23 protein-coding genes and 2 pseudogenes are annotated in these 18,526 nt (G+C 68.5%); 19 read left to right on the plus strand and 6 right to left on the minus strand.

Translation table 11 applies throughout. The annotated features are described in order from the left end of the window. The first annotated feature begins 19 nt into the window (after window positions 1-19). From ACQEVM_RS33485 to ACQEVM_RS33550, 14 genes are all read left to right on the plus strand, one after another. Window positions 20-205, plus strand: coding sequence for a thiocillin family RiPP (locus ACQEVM_RS33485; RefSeq protein WP_433085586.1), 186 nt, complete (start codon window positions 20-22; stop codon window positions 203-205). 32 nt (window positions 206-237) lie between these two features. Next, a complete protein-coding gene (locus ACQEVM_RS33490; protein WP_433085588.1) occupies window positions 238-411 on the plus strand; it encodes a thiocillin family RiPP in 174 nt (57 codons plus the stop codon). A gap of 76 nt (window positions 412-487) precedes the next feature. Next, window positions 488-661: a thiocillin family RiPP gene (locus ACQEVM_RS33495; RefSeq protein ID WP_433085590.1), complete on the plus strand. Its 174-nt coding sequence runs from the start codon at window positions 488-490 to the stop codon at window positions 659-661. Window positions 662-704: 43 nt separating this feature from the next. Continuing rightward, on the plus strand, window positions 705-884 hold the full coding sequence (locus ACQEVM_RS33500; RefSeq protein WP_433085592.1) for a thiocillin family RiPP: 180 nt from the start codon (window positions 705-707) through the stop codon (window positions 882-884). A 64-nt stretch (window positions 885-948) separates the two neighbouring features. Continuing rightward, complete coding sequence (locus ACQEVM_RS33505) at window positions 949-1,131, plus strand: thiocillin family RiPP (protein ID WP_433085594.1); 183 nt, start codon at window positions 949-951, stop codon at window positions 1,129-1,131. Window positions 1,132-1,335: 204 nt separating this feature from the next. Beyond that, a complete protein-coding gene (locus ACQEVM_RS33510) occupies window positions 1,336-2,436 on the plus strand; it encodes a hypothetical protein (protein WP_433085596.1) in 1,101 nt (366 codons plus the stop codon). Continuing rightward, window positions 2,433-4,916 carry a hypothetical protein gene (locus ACQEVM_RS33515; protein ID WP_433085598.1) on the plus strand — a complete coding sequence of 828 codons (2,484 nt, stop codon included), beginning with the start codon at window positions 2,433-2,435 and terminating at the stop codon, window positions 4,914-4,916. Before ACQEVM_RS33510 ends, ACQEVM_RS33515 begins: the two co-directional genes overlap by 4 nt. Then, window positions 4,913-5,797, plus strand: coding sequence for a lantibiotic dehydratase C-terminal domain-containing protein (locus ACQEVM_RS33520; RefSeq protein WP_433085600.1), 885 nt, complete (start codon window positions 4,913-4,915; stop codon window positions 5,795-5,797). The genes ACQEVM_RS33515 and ACQEVM_RS33520 overlap by 4 nt, the downstream gene beginning before the upstream one ends. 125 nt (window positions 5,798-5,922) lie before the next feature. After that, complete coding sequence (locus ACQEVM_RS33525; protein WP_433085602.1) at window positions 5,923-6,933, plus strand: ABC transporter ATP-binding protein; 1,011 nt, start codon at window positions 5,923-5,925, stop codon at window positions 6,931-6,933. Beyond that, on the plus strand, window positions 6,933-7,691 hold the full coding sequence (locus tag ACQEVM_RS33530; protein ID WP_433085604.1) for an ABC transporter permease: 759 nt from the start codon (window positions 6,933-6,935) through the stop codon (window positions 7,689-7,691). The genes ACQEVM_RS33525 and ACQEVM_RS33530 overlap by 1 nt, the downstream gene beginning before the upstream one ends. Window positions 7,692-7,732: 41 nt before the next feature. Further along, entirely contained in the window at window positions 7,733-8,167 is a 435-nt protein-coding gene (locus tag ACQEVM_RS33535; RefSeq protein WP_433085606.1) for a hypothetical protein, read from the plus strand. A gap of 26 nt (window positions 8,168-8,193) precedes the next feature. After that, the gene (locus tag ACQEVM_RS33540; protein WP_433085610.1) at window positions 8,194-8,505 is read left to right on the plus strand and encodes a winged helix-turn-helix domain-containing protein; all 312 of its coding nucleotides are present in this window, start codon (window positions 8,194-8,196) and stop codon (window positions 8,503-8,505) included. A 35-nt stretch (window positions 8,506-8,540) separates the two neighbouring features. Next, on the plus strand, window positions 8,541-8,828 hold the full coding sequence (locus ACQEVM_RS33545; protein WP_433085612.1) for a hypothetical protein: 288 nt from the start codon (window positions 8,541-8,543) through the stop codon (window positions 8,826-8,828). Between the two features lie 299 nt (window positions 8,829-9,127). Further along, the gene (locus ACQEVM_RS33550) at window positions 9,128-9,403 is read left to right on the plus strand and encodes a hypothetical protein (protein WP_433085614.1); all 276 of its coding nucleotides are present in this window, start codon (window positions 9,128-9,130) and stop codon (window positions 9,401-9,403) included. A gap of 148 nt (window positions 9,404-9,551) precedes the next feature. On the opposite strand, the gene ACQEVM_RS33555 is transcribed toward ACQEVM_RS33550, so the two are convergent. Further along, the gene (locus ACQEVM_RS33555; RefSeq protein ID WP_433085616.1) at window positions 9,552-9,797 is read right to left on the minus strand and encodes a type II toxin-antitoxin system RelE family toxin; all 246 of its coding nucleotides are present in this window, start codon (window positions 9,795-9,797) and stop codon (window positions 9,552-9,554) included. Next, complete coding sequence (locus ACQEVM_RS33560) at window positions 9,794-10,057, minus strand: type II toxin-antitoxin system prevent-host-death family antitoxin (protein ID WP_433085618.1); 264 nt, start codon at window positions 10,055-10,057, stop codon at window positions 9,794-9,796. Before ACQEVM_RS33560 ends, ACQEVM_RS33555 begins: the two co-directional genes overlap by 4 nt. Before the next feature lie 122 nt (window positions 10,058-10,179). Here ACQEVM_RS33560 and tap point away from each other — a divergent pair. After that, a pseudogene (gene tap, locus ACQEVM_RS33565) lies at window positions 10,180-12,436 on the plus strand (telomere-associated protein Tap). Window positions 12,437-12,444: 8 nt separating this feature from the next. Next, window positions 12,445-13,008, plus strand: coding sequence for a telomere-protecting terminal protein Tpg (gene tpg, locus ACQEVM_RS33570; RefSeq protein WP_433085620.1), 564 nt, complete (start codon window positions 12,445-12,447; stop codon window positions 13,006-13,008). An 83-nt stretch (window positions 13,009-13,091) separates the two neighbouring features. On the opposite strand, the gene ACQEVM_RS33575 is transcribed toward tpg (ACQEVM_RS33570), so the two are convergent. Beyond that, on the minus strand, window positions 13,092-13,568 hold the full coding sequence (locus ACQEVM_RS33575; protein WP_433085622.1) for a DUF4145 domain-containing protein: 477 nt from the start codon (window positions 13,566-13,568) through the stop codon (window positions 13,092-13,094). A 104-nt stretch (window positions 13,569-13,672) separates the two neighbouring features. Continuing rightward, window positions 13,673-14,502 (minus strand): annotated as a pseudogene (locus tag ACQEVM_RS33580) (IS5 family transposase). 403 nt (window positions 14,503-14,905) lie between these two features. On the opposite strand from ACQEVM_RS33580, the gene tpg (ACQEVM_RS33585) reads away from it, so the two are divergent. Beyond that, the gene (gene tpg / locus ACQEVM_RS33585; protein WP_433085624.1) at window positions 14,906-15,496 is read left to right on the plus strand and encodes a telomere-protecting terminal protein Tpg; all 591 of its coding nucleotides are present in this window, start codon (window positions 14,906-14,908) and stop codon (window positions 15,494-15,496) included. A 198-nt stretch (window positions 15,497-15,694) separates the two neighbouring features. Continuing rightward, a complete protein-coding gene (locus ACQEVM_RS33590; RefSeq protein WP_433085626.1) occupies window positions 15,695-16,228 on the plus strand; it encodes an NUDIX hydrolase in 534 nt (177 codons plus the stop codon). Window positions 16,229-16,250: 22 nt separating this feature from the next. On the opposite strand, the gene ACQEVM_RS33595 is transcribed toward ACQEVM_RS33590, so the two are convergent. Beyond that, window positions 16,251-16,544 carry a hypothetical protein gene (locus tag ACQEVM_RS33595; protein WP_433085628.1) on the minus strand — a complete coding sequence of 98 codons (294 nt, stop codon included), beginning with the start codon at window positions 16,542-16,544 and terminating at the stop codon, window positions 16,251-16,253. Between ACQEVM_RS33595 and ACQEVM_RS33600 the strand changes: the two genes are divergently transcribed. Next, the gene (locus tag ACQEVM_RS33600; RefSeq protein ID WP_433085630.1) at window positions 16,533-17,279 is read left to right on the plus strand and encodes a class I SAM-dependent methyltransferase; all 747 of its coding nucleotides are present in this window, start codon (window positions 16,533-16,535) and stop codon (window positions 17,277-17,279) included. The two genes, ACQEVM_RS33595 and ACQEVM_RS33600, sit on opposite strands and share 12 nt — an antisense overlap. A 106-nt stretch (window positions 17,280-17,385) precedes the next feature. On the opposite strand, the gene ACQEVM_RS33605 is transcribed toward ACQEVM_RS33600, so the two are convergent. Beyond that, entirely contained in the window at window positions 17,386-18,516 is a 1,131-nt protein-coding gene (locus ACQEVM_RS33605) for a tyrosine-type recombinase/integrase (protein ID WP_433085632.1), read from the minus strand. Between the last annotated feature and the right edge of the window lie 10 nt (window positions 18,517-18,526).

The raw sequence follows: 18,526 nt of genomic DNA on the forward strand, positions 1-18,526 counted from the left end.
AAGAAAAGGAAGTGATCCGATGTCCGAAGCCAACGCGTGGGAGCTCGACCTCCACAGCGTCGACCTGGGCGACGACGCACTGTCCATCGAGCAGATCCCCGAGGGCGTGGCACTGGGGACCTTCAGCACAACATCCAGCGCGACCACGGCCAGCTGCCCGTTCAGCAGCGCCGGAAGCATCATGACCGCCAACTGCACGGGCTGAACCCGGCTCGCCTCACAGAAGGGAAACGCACCATGCCCGAACTGGAACTCTACGTTCTGGATGACATCCTCGAGGACTCCCTCGAGATGGAGACGCTGTCGGAGGGCAACGCCCTCTCGTCGGTGTCCACCGGAGGATCGGCCAGTTCCGCCTCCTGCCCGGTGACCACCGCCTCCTCCTTCACGTCCTTCTCCAGCTACACCTGACATGCCCGGAGGTGCCACCGGCTCCTCCTCTCCGCGCACGTCCTCCACAGAGCCCCGTCCGAAAGGAAAACGACCAGTGGACATCAACCAGGACACATTCGACCTGTACGCCCTGGATGGCGAGCTGTCGATCGAGGAACTGCCGCAGGGCAACGCCCTCGGCTGCTGGTTCTCCGCCGCTTCGGCGTCGACCGCGTCCTGCCCGGCGACCTCGGCCTCCAGCGTCGGCAGCTCGTCGACCTTCGGCTGACCGCCCCGCGCGCGCTCACACACTCTCGTAAGGGACATCTCCTGTGAACGAGTACAGCACCGACAAGCTCATCGACCTCTACGCGATGGACGACGAGCTCTTCGTGGAGGAGCTGCCGCAGGGCAACGCCCTCGGTTCCTTCTCCAGCGCCACCTCGGCGAGCTCCTTCTCCTGCCCCGCCAGCTCGGCCAGCAGCGCCACCACGGCCTCCTGCGTCGGCTGATTCGTTCCGTCCCCAGCGGCCCTCCAAGGCCGCAACCAGCGAAGAAGAGAAGAGGTGACACCCAATGAACAAACAGCACAGCGACCCGTACACGTTCGATCTGTACGCCCTCGACGGCGAACTGTCGGTCGAGGAGCTGCCCCAGGGCAACGCCCTGGGCTCCTTCTCCACCACGACGTCCGCCGCGTGCGCGTCGTGTCCGGTCAGCTCGGCCAGCAGCGCCACCACGGCGTCGACGTACGGGTAACCGGACCCGGCAGGCGGTGCCTCACTGGCTGACACCGATTCAGCACCTGCCCGCCGGGCACGGCCCCTCCCTTCCAGCGACGCCGTCACCGGCGCCGCTGGAAGGCGGCCTTTTCATTTCGCAGCATCCTGCAACGCAGGGCCCGGGGTCAACGGGTCGCGGCCCGCCAGCCCCGGGCGTCCGGGAGTACAGGAGAGGTAGACAGTGATCAGTTCGCCACCGAAGCTCCGAGACGAGCTGGAGGTCATCCGCGGGATGGACGACATCCCGCTGATCTTCGATCCGGTCACCGGGAATTACCACCGCATCACCCGTGCCGGCGAAGTGGTTCTCACCTATCTGGACGGCACCCGCACCCGCGACGACCTCGTCCACTTCCTTTCACGCGCCGACCAGGAGCGCGCCGGAGCGGTTTCCCAGCAGATCGACACCTTTCTCAGCGCCCTGGACCGGAGCGGGCTCCTTGAGGGCTCGGAACTGCCCGAGAAGCCGCAGGCCAGTGGACGCGTGCGTACGTCCATGCTCATGCCACGGATCATCCTGACCCGCTCACTGCCCCGGATGCTCGAACCCGTGGCCGCGGTACTGCGCAACGCACCGGCGACGCTCCTGGTGCTGATCGCGGCACTCGGCGCGCTCACGGGGTACACGCTCGGCTTCCACACCCTCTTCACGGCGATGCCGCCCCCGCAGGATCTGGCCGGCCCCGCGTTCCTGATCGCCACGGGCGTGATGCTGCTGTACGTCCTGATGCACGAGACCGCCCACGCACTGGTAGCCCAGATACTCGGCACACCGGTCCGCGGGCTGGGGGTCGCGCTGCTGTTCTGCTTCATGCCGGTCGCCTACGTGGACCGTACGGACGCCTACCGCTTCAGGGGACGCGGCGGCCGCGTCGTCCTGGCCATGGCTGGCATCCTCAGCGACGGCTGGTTCTGTGCACTGTCGGGCGCGTTCGCCCTGAACTCGGCCGGACTGCTGAGAGACACCGCCGCGCTGCTGCTGGGAATGCAGCTCCTGATGCTGGTGATCAACCTCAATCCGCTCATGCCCAGCGACGGCTACACGGCCATCGAATCGGCGACCGGTCTCACCAACGCCCGGGGGCGCGCGTTCGCACTGCTTCGGCACACCATCCGGCGCCAGGAACTCCCCTCGCACCTCGCCAACCTCAGCAAGATGGCCCGCCGCGGCCACATGGCATACGGACTCTTCTCCGTGGCCTACGTCTGCTTCCTCGCCTACGCCATGTTCCACGCCCTGCCAGTCACCGTGGACCTCGCCCTCTCGGCGGTGGGCCGATGACCTCCTTCGTCATTTCCCCCGTCGTGCTGACCCGGGTGGCGGGACTGCCCTCCGACGTCCTCGACCTGGTCGCCCCGGCCACACGCAAGCTGCTGACCGAACACGCCGCCGCCGCGGAACGCCTGAACTCCCTTGCCCCCGTTCTCACCGAGGCCCTCTTCGCGGTCGTGCCCCGCCTCGATGACGACGTACCACTACGCCGCCGGGTACTGGCCGCCAAGCGAGCGGTCAACCGCCTGGACCCGCTGCCGTGGGACGAGGACGTACGGCGACGACTGACCGAGCGCCTCCCGCCCGACGCGGCCCGCCTCCTGGACGACTGGGTGCGCCTTGTCGACGAACGGCACGCGCTGCTGGAACAGCTGACCTCCCAACTCGCCGAGGACCGGGACTACGCCGTCGCAGCCCTGCACCGCACCCTCGAAAACGGCGGGGACACCGCCGACGGCGCGGCAGCGTCCGACTTCGCCGCATCCCTGGCGGTCGCCGCGCCCGATTGGATCCGGCACCGCGACCGCAAGGCCCGGTCGGCGAAGCAACTGAAGACGCTGTACTCGTACATTGCCCGCGCCGCCGTCAAGACGAGCCCCTTCTCCGGGCTGACCACGGTCGGCGAGGCCGGGTTCCAAGGGCGGGGCCGCGTACGCAGCCGCACCTCCGCGACCATGGCCTACCTGGCGCTGCGCCGGCTCGCGCGCGACCCGTCGACGGCCGGGCTGCTCCGCTACCGCGTCGCCCCCGTGCGCCCTGGCACCGCCACCGAACCCGAGGGCCTGCTGCTCCACAGCGAGACGATCATCACCGAGGGCGTCGTGTGGCGCCACGACCGGGCCGTCGAGGCCAACTACGCCATGCCCGCGTTGGCCGGCCTTCGATCCGGTGCCACGTTCACCGAACTACTCGCCGCCGTCGGCGGTGACCCGCCCTTCGCCCGGTTCGTCCGCTTGATCGACACCGGAGTCCTACAGCCCATCCCCCCATGGGACAGGAGCGAGGCACCATTCCCCGTCCTTGCCGCGCTGCTGCAGGGCGACACGGCCGCGTCCCCGATCGGGCGCAGCGAGCTGTCGCGGGCCCACGACCTGGGTGACGGCGTGTGGCGGCACGACGCCGAGGGGCGGGTCACCGCCGCCGCAGAGCTCCGGGATCTCACTGCCGCGTGGAACGAGCACAATGACCCGGGCGAGCGGAAACCCAGCGGGCTGATCTACGAGGACCGGGAGACGGACCTGGACCTGCCCGACCCACTGACCGTCCCAGCGGTCCGGGCCGACCTCACGGCGCTGGGCGAGCGGATGCGGCCGTATCTCTTCCGCTCGCACCTCTACGACCTGCTCCTGGAGAGCTTCACCGCAGAGTTCGGCGCAGGCGGTGTCTGCCGGGACCCGCTCGGCTTCCTCATGCGCCTCACCATCGACCGGGACGCCAATCCGCCGCTCGACCGCGCGCTGTTCGCGGACATGGCCAGCCGACGAGACCCGGCGGACCGCGCCTGGCTCCCGGTCGGGCCGACCAGTGCCCCGCCGAACGCCGGAGTCTTCTTCCAGCTGGAAGCGGCAAGCCGTGCCGACATCGAGGCGGGCAGCTACCGGCTCGTCGTCAACCAGTACGGTGCCGGCACCGGGGGGCTGTTCAGCCGCTTCGGCCGACTTCTCGGAGACGGCTTCCGCGAACGCCTCGCCGCGCAAATGGAAAGCTGCTGGCCCGGCGTGACCCGCCGCGAGCTGGTGGTTTGGACCGACTGCAACACCGTGCAGTCCGAATGCGGCGGGCTACTGCCGCCGTTGGTCCTGCCAGGCGAGGTCGAGGCCGTGAACGGAATCACCCTGGACGACACCGTGCTCGTCCACGACGCCCGCACCGACACGCTGTCCCTCTTCGACCCGGACGGCCATCCTGTCGGGCTGGCCTACCTGGGGCTCATCCCTCAGCATCTGCTCCAGTCCTACGTGCGGCTGCTCGCCGTACTCGCCGATCCCTGGGTCAACGGCTCGCTTCACTCCGACTACACGATGACGAAGGCCTACGAGCTGGGGCCGCTCTGCGGCGACGGCGTGGTGGAACTCCCGCGCATGACCGACGGTCCCGCACACCGTCTCGTCACCCGGCGCGCCTCGTGGATCGTGCCGGCCGCCGAGATCCCCCGCCCGGAGGGCGGCGAGCACGACGCGACCGGCCTTGCCGTCCGGCTCGACGCCTTCCGGCGCACCCACGGCATTCCCGAGGAGGTCTTCGTGCACCAGCTCGGAGGCCCGGGCAGCGTGCCCGGCATGACGGCCGACCGGAAACCCATGTGGGTGTCCCTGGCCTCTCCGCTGTCGGTCGGGGTCCTCCACCACTGGCTGAGCCCTCAGACCAGCCACCTCCGGCTCGTGGAGGCACTTCCCGGGCGTCCCCTGCACGCCCAGCGCGATGCCCTCGGCCGGCCCAGGGTCACCGAACACGTAGCCCTGCTGGCCTGGCCCGAGGAGAACGGATGATGCCGACCGTGCACCGTACGGACCGAGCGGCTCCGGACACGGAGACTGACTGGTGGTACGTCCGCGCCTTCCCGGGGCACCCGGACGCCATAGACGAGTCCACGCGGGTGCTGATCCCCTGGCTGGCCGAGCGCGCTGCCGAAGAGGCGGCATCCGCCTGGTTCTTCACCCGCTACTGGGATATGAGTGGCCATCACCTACGGCTGCGCCTCAGGTGCTCCGCCGACGGGATCGACCGCGTCTACGGACGCACGCCCGAACTGGCCACACTGCTGCACGCGCTCGACCGGCCTGCCTCCTCGGAGCGCCTCGTGCCGGGCTCCGTGCCACTGGGATTGCCGATGGTCAAACAGGTCCGGTGCTGCCTCTACTCACCGGAACTTGCCAAATACGGCGGCGCACGCGGGGTCGCCAGGGCCGAGGAGCTCTTCACGGCTTCCTGCGCGTGGTACGTCGACCAGCGGATCGGCAGCCTCACCCCGCTCTTCGAGCGGGCCGCGCTGGCCCTCTCGTACATGAGGATGCTCATCCAGGCGGCGCTCCCCGACCTTCCGGCACAGACGGCGTTCTGGACCGCCCACCGCCGCCAGTGGGGGCGGCAACTCCGCATGGCCGCACCCGACCAGGCAGTGTTGCGTAGCCTTCTCCACCGTGCCGCGCAGGGCACTGCGGAGGCCGCGGGGCGATTGGACGTCCCTCTCCGGGAGAGCGCGGTGCGGCACACCGGAACGGTCGTGCGCGTCCTCGACGCCGCGGCGGCCGACAAGAACCCCGTACCGCGGGCGGAGTTGCTCCTCCACTACCTGCACATGGACATGAACCGGTGGGGTTTCGTTCCGGCCGAGGAGTGTCTCCTGGGCGTACTCGCGTCCGCCAACTAGAGCCGTTCCGACTGTCGTTACCTCTCACGCAACCACTTGCCACATTTGAAAGTGAATGCCATGCTGGCAAGACAGCAGTACGCACGGCAAGACCTCGGTGAAACCCGATGAGAGGCAGATGCGGCATGGCTGAACAAGGCCCGCGCCACGACGCGGCGATCCTGTTGGAGAACGTCACCAAGCGGTATCCGGGCCCCGACGGGGACATCGTCGCATTGGCCGGCATCGACCTCTCGGTCCGGCCGGGAGAGATCTTTGGCCTGCTCGGCCCGAACGGAGCCGGCAAGACCACCACCATCGAGACCCTCGTCGGCCTACGCCGCCCCACCGGGGGCACTGTCCGGGTCCTCGGATACGACCCCGTGGCGCAGCGGGACGAGATCCGCAAGTACGTCGCGATCCAGCCGCAGCACGCTGCCGTGTTTGAACAGCAGACGGTGGCGGAACTTCTTCGCGTCTGGGCCTCGCTCTATCCCGACCCCGAGAGCCCGGACACCATCATCGCCCGGATGGGCCTGTCGGCCTCGCGCGACGTCCGCGTGTCAAAGCTCTCCGGCGGACAGCGGCAGCGCCTCCTCGTCGGCACGGCGCTCATCTCCCGCCCCCGTCTGCTGGTGCTTGACGAACCGTCGACGGGCATGGACCCGAACGCGCGGCAAGAACTGTGGGACGCGGTCCGCACGCACCGCGGGGCCGGCGGAACCGTCCTGTTGTCGACGCACTCCATGGAGGAGGCCGAGGTGCTCTGCGACCGGGTCGCCGTACTGCACAAGGGCCGGGTCGCCGCCTGCGGAACCCCACAGGACCTGATCAACACCCACGCACCCGAACGCGAGGTGCACTTCACCGTCCCGGCCGGCACCGACCTCGCACGGCTGCGTGCCGCGCCCGGGGTGTCCCATGTCCACAGCCGCGACTCCGGCGGTGACTCCCAGGTCATCATGCGGACCAGCGACTCCGATGCGGCATTCGCCCTGCTGGCCGGCCCGTTGGGAGCCCGTCGCATTCAGATCAAGGAGGCCGGCCTGGAAGCGGTTTTCCGTCTCCTCACGGGTGTCTCTTTCCATGAAGCGGGCGACGGCGCGGAGCCGCCCGCCGAGCACGGTGCCGCGGAGACGAAAGGAGTGATGGCGTGATGTCGTCGTCCTCGCGTGAGCTGACCCTCATGCACGCCCGGGAGCTCGTACGCGACGCGAAGTACTTCTACTTCGCGCTGTTCTTCCCCTTCGGGATGCTGGGCATCTTCCTCGCCCTCGGCTTCACCATGCCCAAGGACTCCGGAGCCCCGGACTTCCTGCAACTGGTCTTCCCCATGGCGATCTTCCTGGCCGTGACCAGCGCAGCTCTGACGGTTACCGCCGGGCCGCTGGCCAGCCTGCGCGCCAAGGGAACGCTCCGGCTCCTCGGCACCACACCCTTGGGGCGGGCCCGTCTCGTATTCACCCACATGATCGCCAGGATTCTCATGGTCACCGTCCAGGCGGCGGTCCTGCTCCTGCTGGGGGTCGCCCTCGGCAAAGTGGAACCGAGCAGTCTCCCGGCGCTCTTCGGCATCACACTGCTCGGCCTCGCCATGTTCGGGGGCGTCGGGTACCTGATCGGTGGCCGTCTGGCCTCGCCGGACGCCGCCACTAACGTCGGTACGCTCGTACAGCTCTCGGCACTGTTCCTGAGCGGTCTGGCGTTCCCGCTGGAGCTCATGCCCGATGCCGTTCGTACCACGCTGAGCCTGCTGCCCACGTCCTTCTTCGCGGACCTCATGCTCACGCAGATGCCACAGGGCGAGCCGACCCACCCGGCGTGGTTGTCCGTCCTGGTCGTCACCGTCACCACCGCCGCGGCGGTCGTCCTCGCCGTCCGCACCTTCAAGTGGGGCCAGGGCGAGGGCGCATAGACACTGGCATGCGACGGAATCCCTCAGCGAAAGGCGTGACGATGGACAAGAACGAAGCGACGGAAGCCCTTGCATCGGCGGACGCGGTGGCGTCCCGGATGCGAGGAAGGAACCGGCGACCCGGCCCAGTGGTGTTCCTGCTCGGCCTGGCGATGATGGTGATGACAGCCGTCTACGGACTGCTGATCGAGCCATCCACGCAATACGCCGTTCCAGTCGTCCTGCTCATTCCGTTCTTCACCCTGGTGATCTACACGGCAACGCGTCCGGTACTGCCCCGGCACTACCGGACGCTGTACGCCCTCGCGACGACGTCGGGCGCGGCCGTCTACACGCTCGTCGTCACTCTCGGCACCGTGTTCTTCTCGGGTGACCCACTGTGGTGGGTGCCGGGAGCCGTCCTGTGCGGCATGCCCTTCCTCGTGATCGGCATGCTCGAACGCAAGGCGGCCCGCAACCCCGGGGCCAGGCCGTGACGCATCCTCGCAAATCCCTTGACACCTTGATCCACGCACCGGTGCGGTTCTCCATCGCAGCCGCGCTGGCCTCGGTTGACGAGGCCGATTTCAGAACGCTCCGCGACACCATCGAGATCTCGGACTCGGCCCTCTCCAAGCAGATCACGCTCTTGGAGCAGGCCGAGTACGTGAAGGTCCGCAAAGCCTTCGTCGGCAAGCGGGCCCGTACCTGGCTCTCCTTGACGGCTCAGGGGCGCCTGGCCCTGGCTCGCCATTTGGCTGCTCTCCGCGACATTGCCGCGTGGGAGCCGGAGCAGGCAGCCGAACCCGGTGCCGGCCAAGGCAGCGAGGAATGATCTAGTACCACCCCACCCACCGAAAGGAACTCAATATGAACCGCTCGATACGACGCGTCCTGCACGCTGCGGTCCTCGCCACCGCCTTAGCGGCGGCGGCTCCCCAGGCCTTCGCCGCGACCGCCGCACCGCCGCCGCCGGCCTCCTCGTCGAGCTTCGGAATGCCCCCTGCGGGCTACGTTCACGAGAAGTCCTTCCGTGGCGTAGCCGCAGCCTGCCGGGCAGCGGGGCAGGCAGGCATCGTGGACGGCAAGTGGACCGCGTACTTCTGCCACCAGGCACTCCCGTTCACGCCGTTCCAGGAGCTCTACGTCAAGAAGTAGGACAGCGCCGACTCCCGCTCACCGGCCCCCCGTGCGGGAGTCCAGTTTCAACGCGTTCCATGTGTCCCGGCCGAAACCGAGGAAACCTCCGGATCAGGGCCCTTGCCTTGAGCACGGCCCCATTTTGTCCCCGCCCGGGCGCTGCGCCTACTGCAGGCCCCTCCGCAGCCGCCTGGGCGGCGTTCGGCCAGGAAAGTGGGCGTCGGCCCCCCTGCAAGGTCGGCTCTGTTCATTGCCGAGGCTGTTGATACGGGTATCGCGGTACATAGCCCTGCACCGGGGCCCCGCCGGACGGGCCCGTGCGCTACACCGTCGACGCGCTGGGCGGCCGCCTGCTGGTCGACGTCGCCATCGACGGGACCATGGCCCTGACCGGGCCCGCCTCGCTCACCGCCCAGGGAACCGTCCGGCTCCACACCGTATGGCCGGCCCCCACCACCCCAGGCGAGTGGGGACTCCAGCGGCCCGCCTACGGAGTCCCCACTCCCTCCCTGCTCGCCCGGGCCGAGCGCGGCCTCAACCGCCTCGTCGATTCCGAGCGCGGACGTCACACGAGCGGGCAGACGGGCCTATGAAGGCGCCGGCCGTCAGGAGGCCCCGATGCTGAGCTCATTCCGCATCCTCCTCCGGACGGTGGGCCCGGTCCGCGCCCCGCCAGCCTGATGACCCAGAAGAACGCCGAAGGGGGCGGCCTCGCACAGAGGCCGCCCCCTTCGGCACGCGTCAGCGCAGGCGGCCGAGGTGGATGACGCTGATCCGGACCTGCTGGTCGCTGACCTCGTACATCACCCGGTACACCCCCACGTGGATGCGCAGCACGTCGGCGCTCCCGAAGGCGCCTTCGGGCCGGGGTTCGTCGGCGAGGTGGTCGACGGCGGTGAACACCTGCCGCACCCCGGTGGGGTCGTCCTTGGCGAACTTCTCCGCCTGTGCGAGGGCCTCGGGTTCCCAGATGACCTCGTAGCTCACGCCTCCGCGCCGAACAGCCGGCGGTACGCCTCGTCGTGCGGAATGCCGGCGTTCTCGCCGCGCTCCTGGCGCGCGCGGTAGGCGGCCAGGGCCCGCAGCTCCTGGAGCTCGAGGGCGTCGGCGGGGCTGATCAGCATTGCGATGGTGTGGCCGTGGTCGGTGATGGCCACCGGCTCCCGGGTGGCGCTGACCTCACGCGCGATGGCGCCCAAACGGGCGCGCGCTTCCACGATCGAGTAGGTGCTGCTCTCCGTCGTCATGCACACCAGCTTACGGAAGTGTGCACTTTCACGCGATCTAATCCAGGAACGTACGTACTTCGTACGGTGAATGTACGCACTTCGTACGCTCCATGGGGTAGGGTGTCGTCAGGAGGTATCCCATGTCCGAGTTGTTCGATGCGGTCGACGCGCTGGTCGCGTCCCGCTCCACGCTTCCGCCCCCGGCGGAGCGCAAGCGTCTGCGCATGGCCTGACGATTGACGAAGTGGCCACCGCGCTGAAGGTGCGCCGGGCCACGGTGTCCGGGTGGGAGGCCGGCAAGACGGAGCCGCGGCCGCCGGAGCGCGAGGCGTATGCCCGGCTGCTGGCGCAGCTCGCGGAGCTCTACCCCGCCCCGGCCGCCGTAGCGGACGCAGTCGTGGCCGTCTCTGCCGCTGCGGTGCCGGCGACGTTCACCGGCGTGCCCGACCCGGCGGAAACCCAGACTCTGTCCACAGGTCCGGCGCCCGAGGCTGTGGCCATGACTGCAACCGAGAACACCCAGACCAGTTCCGCCCCCTACTCCTGTCGCCGCCGCTTCGGAGGCCGCTCCGGGTCCGGCGCCCACCACCAGGCCGACGTCGACGTCGCGCCGCCCCGGCGCGAAGAAGGCGGCCCCGGCCGCGACTACGGCGGGCGAGATCGACCCGCGGTTCGAGAACGGTCCGCTGGCGGTCGTCGACGTCGAGGACGGCAAGGTGCTCGCGTACTGCGTCGGCGGCCTGGTCCTGGACGTGCCCGCCAAGAGCCTGCCGTCCCTGGTGGACTGGACCCTCAAGGAGGCGAAGCTCGGTCAGCCGAAGCTGTCCGGTCCGGGCAGGCCGGCCGACCCGCTGATCGTGCTCAGCGCGGACGCGTGCGAGCAGCTACGGCCTCCCGGTGGCCCTCACCGAGGAGGAGCGGATCGCCGGGCGGATCCCGGAGGGCCACAAGGTCATCAAGCAGCTGACCCGGGCCGACTGGCAGCTCACCAAGCGCGGGTTCGGACCGTGGGCGAGGATCTACCGCGCCGCCCAGGGCTCGGACCGCCAGTGCGTCCAGCTGTGCATCCCGTCGTGGAACGCGCTGGACGCCCGATTCTGGGGCGCCGCCGCCCAGCTGCCGCCGGCGGAGCTCGCCCGCGTGCTAGGCACGTATGCGGCCCGGGTGATGACGCCGCGCGGCTCCACCGCCGTCACCGGCATCGAGCTCATGACCGCCCTGCACCCGCCGACCTACGCCGTACGGGACAAGGAGACCGGCGTCCTGCGGCGGGCCGACGACAAGACCCCCGGCTCGCTCGGCAAGGACCCGGTGGACTGCGCGCGGTGCGAGGACCCGGACGGGCACCCGCTCCTGGCGAACCTGCCGCGCTTCCACGTCCGGGGACCGGCGGAGAAGCTGTTCGAGGAGGCGTACGACTGGGCACGCCCGCTCACCGACGCCGAATGCATGCGCAGCCACCTCGTGGGCCTGGACGTCAACATGGCGTTCGCCGCCGGAGCGAACGGGCTGGTCGTCGGCCTCAGCGAGCCGACGCACGTCAAGAATCCTGTGTTCGACCCGAAGCTCCCGGGAAGCTGGCTGGTCGATCTCAGTCACGTCGACCTGTCGCGGGTGAAGGTCGGCAAGGAGTGGGTAAAGCTGGACGGCGCGCTGCTGCCCTCCCCGTTCACGCCGAAGGGCGACCGGCCCGAGGGGCCGGCCTGGTACGCGACGCCGACCGTCGCGTATGCCCAGGAGCTCGGGTACGACGTGACGCCGACCGAGGCGTACGTGCGGTACGAGAACGGCCGCTACCTGGACGGCTGGTACAGCCGGCTGCGTGACGCCTACCTGGCGACGATGGCCGACCTCGGTGTCGACGCCGACCTGTCGCCCGAGGACTTCTTCGCGGCGATGGACGGCTACAAGGGACGCGACCCGCAGATGGCGATTGTCGTGGGTGCGGTCAAGGCGACCGTGAAGGGCGGGCTGGGGAAGCTGCGCGAGCGGCCCCGCGGCGAGGGCTGGACGTCCGGCGAGCGGTGGCGGGCCCTGGAGCGCCCGACGTGGCGGCCCGACATCCGCGCGGCGGTCATCTCCCGCACCCGGATCAACCTGCACCGCAAGATGGTCAAGCACGCGGCGTTCACCGGGCAGTACCCGGTCGCGATCCTCTCCGACTGCGTCGTCTCCGCCGTCGACGGCGAGGGCCCGCTGGACTTCCCGCCCTACCGCGAGGGCAAGCCGTTGCCGGGCGGCTTCAAGCTCGGGGTCAACCCGGGCCTGGTGAAGCACGAGGGCACGCAGACCGTGTTGTGGGGTGAGGGTGCCAGGGAGCAGTTTCAGGCGCCTGAGCTCAACCTGGCCCGGTACATCAAGGACGGCAACCTCACCGACAAGGACAATGGGGAGTAGGGAGCGCGATGAACAAGGAGTTCGGGGACGGCCTCAACCAGGTGGTGGCAAAGGCGTTCACCCGCCCGGTGCCGAAGTCGGCCGGCGCGCAGATGCGCTACCTGGTCAAGCAGTACAAGGGCACCAAGGCCGTCGCCCAGATGCTGCGGGTCTCCCAGCGCACCGTCGAGCGGTACGTGAAGGAGCAGATCAAGAAGCCGCGAGCGGACCTTGCCGCGCGCTTGGAGCGCGAGGTGAAGGCCCGGTGGCAGCCGCAGATCCGGGCCAAGGCGAAGGAGAAGGCGGCGACCACCGGCGGGATCGTGATCGACGTCCACGCCCGCCTCGGCTACGCGGGGGCGTCCCTGGAGTCCACGGACGAGGACCGCGAACGGCACATCACCGTCGCCCTGCCGCCCCAGTACGCGGCCCGCCTCTTCACCGCCCAGGAGCAAGGCGCCAGCGAGGACCGGCTGCGCGAGCTCACCGCCGAAGCACTCAAGGAGGTCTACTTCCAGGACAGCGGCCGCCGCGCCGGCTCCCTCCAGGAAGTCCAGATCAACGACGTGCTCGACCTGGGATTCCAGCTGTAGAGGCCGCCCGAACAACCCGCGAGCCCCGGACCGACGCTGTCCGGGGCTCGCTCGCGTATCTGCTGCTCGCTGGCTGTGTGGTCTCATCGCGGTGTCGCGCGATGCCCATCGCGTCGTGCCTGACGGGCCGCGCGCAACGTGGCGCGCTGCTCTGGCTGAACGTAGAGAAGGAACACGGCCTCCCTGATCAGGGAGGCGACGTCGGCGACCTCATCGTGGGAGAAGTTGAGTCCCTCATGCAGGCTCCAGTTGCCCAGCAGCCGGGCCTCGTCCAAGTCCCGGACCACCTCGGCGGGAACCCCCCGGTTCACGAGGTCTGCGATCTTGGCAATCAGGTTCCTCCCATTGGCGCCACGGTCCGCGCAGAGTTCTTCGACCGCGGCACGGTACATGGCGCCCGCCGCGCGCAGGGCCCCGGCCTGCTCGCATCGGGCCCCCTCGGCGAACAGGCCACGCACGCTCTCGGGCGCCTCGGGGGCCAGCTGGCCCGGTTCGCCCGCCGGATGCACGCACCGTGTGAAGCGCACCTTGCTGGCCTTGGCGTCGAGTGCTTCGCCCACCTTCTCCAGGTCCTCAGGGAGATCTGGACCGAAGTGCTGGTGCAGGACGCACGTCTTCCGACAGCGCGGGCACATCAAGACGTGCTAGGAGTTGTCTTCAAATGTCACGCCCACATCAGGAGCGAGGCGAGGGTGACGGCTGCCTGGTAGGACTCGGCGGTCTTGTCGTAGCGGGTCGCGATGCCGCGCCACTGCTTGAGGCGGTTGAAGCACCGTTCTACGACGTTGCGCCGCTTGTAGAGCTGTTTGTCGAACGTCGGCGGGCGCCCGCCCCGGCTGCCGCGCCGGAGCCGGTTGCGGACCTGGTCGGCTCGCTCGGGAATCGTGTGGCCGATGCCGCGGCGCCGCAGCCAGGTGCGGATGGCCCGGGAGCTGTAGCCCTTGTCGCCCAGCACGTGGACGGGCCGCACTCGGGGGCGGCCCGGGCCGATGCGGGGCACCCGGATCGCCTCCATCACGGTGGTGAACTGGGTGCAGTCGTTGATGTTGCCGCCCGTGACCACGGAGGCGAGCGGACGACCGTAGGCATCGCAGGCCAGGTGAATCTTGCTGGTCAGACCACCTCGGGAGCGTCCGAGGCCGGGACTGCGGAGCCCCCTTTTCGGGCCCCGGCGGCATGCTGGTGGGCTCGCACGACGGTCGAGTCGACCGACACCAGCCAGTCGATGTCGCCGGCCGCATCCGCCCGGGCCTGCGCGGCCCGGAGCATCCGCTCGAAGGTGCCGTCCAGAGCCCACCGGCGAAACCGGGTATGCAGCGTGGCCCACGGGCCATACCGCTCAGGCACATCCCGCCAGGCCGTGCCCGTCCGGAACTTCCACACGATCCCGTTCAGCACGGTCCGGTCGTCCAACCGCTTCCGCCCGAGCAAGGACTCAGGCAGCAGCGGCCGGACGAACTCCCACTCCTCATCAGACAGTTCATGGCGACGTATCACCCAACCATGATCCACCACTCAAGATCTTTTGAAGACACGACCTAGACCACGCGGAACATGTCCGGCTGTTGAAGGGGCTCTCCTGGACCGCGCAGGTCAGCTCCGCTGCTGCGCCCGAAGGAGAGCTCCACGAGCTCGGGCCAGACCTGGCGCCTGGACGCGTGCATGAAGGCAACATTGAGCTTGCAGTTGGGACACTCCCCGGCCGGCTGAGGGGTGTCCAGGGCTTCGATCGTCACTCGATTGCGTGCACTCATTGCCCAGGCATACACCGGCACGGATGCGCGAGCAGCAACTTTCGAAAGGTATGGTCCGCCCCACAGAGCAACGGCGGCCTCGACCTCGACCGGCCTCCCCACGACGTCCCCCGTCCACAGGGGCGCCGTGGCGTCCTTGGGACATGAGCGATCACGAGCAGCAGCAGCCGGCCCCGCGCCGCGGCAAGGTCCTGGAGGCCCTCGCGCGGGCGGAGCGGAAGGTCTTCACCCGGCCCGCACCGAAATCCGCCAACGCCCAGGTGAAATTCCTCCTCACGCGGATGACGGGGTCAGCCAGGAGCCTGGCGGAGCGTGTGGGCACCTCGACCCGCACGATCGAGCGCTACCGTGCCGGGCAGCTGAAGAAGCCGCAGAAGCGGCTCCAGGCCGCCCTGGTGGAAGCGACCGAATCCGAGTGGCAACCGCAGGTCAGAGCACAGGCACGCGCACAGGCGTCCACCTCCAAGGGGATGATGGTGGAGGTGACGGCCTACTTCGGATTCACCTGCACGGGCAGCTCCGACGACGGCCGTGAACGCCAGATCACCACGGACATCTCGCCCACCTACGTGAAGCAGATCCTGGAGCTCCAGGCAGCCGGTGCGACGGAGGAGGAGCTGCATCCGATCGTCGCTGAGGCCATAACGGAGTCGTATTTCACGGAATGGGGTACACGGACTGATGGCCTCCGCGCGGATTTCACGTCCGTGTCGTCAATCTCCTTCCGGTTCTGACCCGGCCGAATTCCGAACCTGCTATAAACCAGATCTTGAGCCGAAGCACGATAGTTGTCACATAGGCAGACTGGTTGTCACCGACGATGTTGTGGCCGGTTGAGCCTGAGCGCGACAGGTCGCAACTGTGGTCATCCGTGTCCGGCCTCCCCGTTCTGGTTCTCCTGGGTCGGCCTCTGTGGGCTCAGGGAAGCGTCAATGTCAGTGGGCTCTGCCAGGGTGTGCGTCGTGGATGAACTGGTGGAGCGGGTCGACGATCAAGATCGTGTGCTGGGGATGGTGGTCAGCCGCCGGCAGGCCATCCAGGAGGGTTGGCTGCACCGAGTCGCCGTGACGGTGTGTCGTGATGAGCGTGGACGGATCCTCGTCCACCGACGGTCGGAGCAGGTATCGCGCTTCCCCGGGCTCCATGAGGTCGAGGTCGGTGGCGCCGCAAATGTCGGCGAGTCCTATGGACAGGCCGCCGCGAGGGAGCTGGCCGAAGAGCTGGGTATCCGTGCGCTGCCGCGCCTGCTGTTCACGTTCATCAACCGCAGCGGCTTGAGCCCCCACTGGCTCGGCGTGCACGAAGCTGTAGTGCCGGACGCCGTGGTCCCCGATCCCGATGAGGTCGCCTGGCACGGCTGGCTGACCGAGCCGGAGCTGCGGTCGGCCCTGCAGGAGTGGCGCTTCACCCCCGACAGCCACGAAGCCTTCAGCCGGTATCTCGCGTTGCGGACCGCACGGTCCTGACCTTGACCCATCACGCTCAGGCTCAGCGTCGGTCGATCTCCTTGGCGAGGTGCTCGGCGTGGTCTTCGAGCAGTGGCTTGAGGGCGCCGTAGTAGGGATGGTGGTCCGCTTTGCGGAGCCAGTGGAAGACGTTGTGCCGTTCCCGAGTCCAGACGACGCGGAGTTGGGGGTCCTGGGCGATGTGCGGTGGGCAGGGCGCGAAATCGGGCTCGCCTTCGGTGGCCCGGGTCCAGATGTAGGCACTGACGGCCAGCCGTCGGCGGTCGCCGCTGAGGGGTTCTCGATGGTATGTGAGGTCGGGGAGTTGGGTGAGCATGTGCTGCCAGTTTTCGGGTTCCAGCGTCCAGGTGGCGAGGGCCTCGCGCCGGTGCTGGTAGTCGATGACGGGGCCTGCGAGGAGTTCGGCGGTGATGGCGTCGAGTGCTCGCTCGATCAGGACGAGACCAGGGCGGCCTACGACGGGGTCGTCGACCTTTATGCGTCGATGTTCGCCAATCGGTTGGAGACGCAGCCGTTCGCACGGAACATGATCGGCACCTTCGCCGAGCTCGTGCGTGGCACGGGGAACCTGCGGGCAGCCGACGTCGGGTGCGGACCCGGCCATTTGACCGCCATGCTGCACGACTTGGGGTTGGACGCCTTCGGGCTCGACCTCTCCCCGGCTATGGTCGCCCACGCCCGGCGGGCCCATCCGGCGCTGCGGTTCGACGAAGCACGAATGGAGGCCCTGCCGGTCGAGGACGGCGCGCTCGGCGGAGTGCTGGCCCACTATTCGATGATCCATACCCCACCTGAAGAATTGCCCGCGCTGCTCGCTGAGCAGGTGCGTGTCCTGGCACCAGGGGGCCTGCTCCTGGCGTCCTTCTTCGGAACCGAGGGGCCGGAGCCTGTCCGCTTCGACCACAAGGTGGCGCCTGCCTATAGCTGGCCGGCGGAGCAGTTTGCCGAGTTGCTGGCCGGGGCCGGACTCGCCACGGTGGCTCGGTTGCTCCACGACCCGGCGTCCGAGCGGGGCTTCCTCGACACCCACCTGCTGGCCCGCCGCCCGTAGAACGTGGCGCGTGGCCGGGGTGGCGTAGATCATCCGCGTGGATGAAGCTCGTCCAAGCGCCGCGTTCTGTGACGGTGGCCGCTGAGCACGCCAGAGCGACAGCCGTTCAGTCACGCAAACCCCGGCGGGGTGCCGCCGTAGTGGTGCGAGCAACGATCTCCCGGAAGGTAGGAATGCCCAGGTCGACAGACTTTTGCTTCCGGGAGATCTGGGCGTCGAGTTGGGCAAGTTTCTCCTCGGCGTGGGTCAGGCAGCTCTGCAGCCCCTCGATCTTGCCGAGCCACCCTTCCCTTTCGGCTTCCAAGATGCGCGTGAGGAGGTTGTCGCGGATTTCGACAAGTCGGGGACGCTCTGTCGCGTGGACGATCAGGACGGGGCACCGGACACAAGCGTGTTCGTGAGCACAGTCAGTTCCGTATGCGCGGCCGCAGTCGCCCAGGGCGAGATTGCGACGCTCAAAGTGTCCGAGAAACTCTCCCCATTCCTCAGGAGTGACGGTGCGGTCTTCATCGGCAGGTCGCAGAGCCCGGCGCCGGGCGATGAACGCTCGATGTGCCTCGATGGCATCAGTGGGGTAGATCGCGGCGTATCCCATCGTCGTTCCGATGTGGTCGTGACCAGCGATGACCTGGGCGATGTGAGGGGGCAGACCGTTGAGGATGGAGTCCGTGATGAAGATCCGGCGGAAGTCGTGGGGCTGAAAGATGAGGGGGTCACCCGCGCTGTCCGTCAGACCTGAGGCCAACAAGGTGATGTTGAGTCCCCGACGGATCGTCGCTCGTGACAGCGGACGCAAGTAGCCACCAGAGCGATCCTGAAACAGGAGAGGCATCGGCGGGTTCCAGACCCGTTCATAGTGGTCATAGCTACGAAGAACGGGGACTCTCCCGTCCGATCCTCGGACTCGAGAGACGGCCGTGCTCAACACGTCCGCCAGCTCCGGCGTGACCAAGACAAGTCGCTCTTGGTCCGTCTTCGACGGGGCGATCGGCAAGAGCGGAACGGTCTGACCGGTGGTGGGGAGCTTGTAACTGGCGATGCTGTGATGCCCCAGCTCGAGGAGTTCCTCGATACGGATGCCGGTGTGCCGCAAGATCTCGATGGCAGCCCACCCCCAGAATGCGCTGCGCTCCTCACCCGCAAATGAGCGCCGGGTGCCCTTCGCATCCCAGGCATGGATCGGACGCCCGTCAGCGCATTTACTGAAGCGCGGAACTCTGAACGTCTCACCAAGCACGCTGAATCAG

The organism is Streptomyces sp. CA-243310 (assembly GCF_050936775.1).
Classification (GTDB): domain Bacteria; phylum Actinomycetota; class Actinomycetes; order Streptomycetales; family Streptomycetaceae; genus Streptomyces.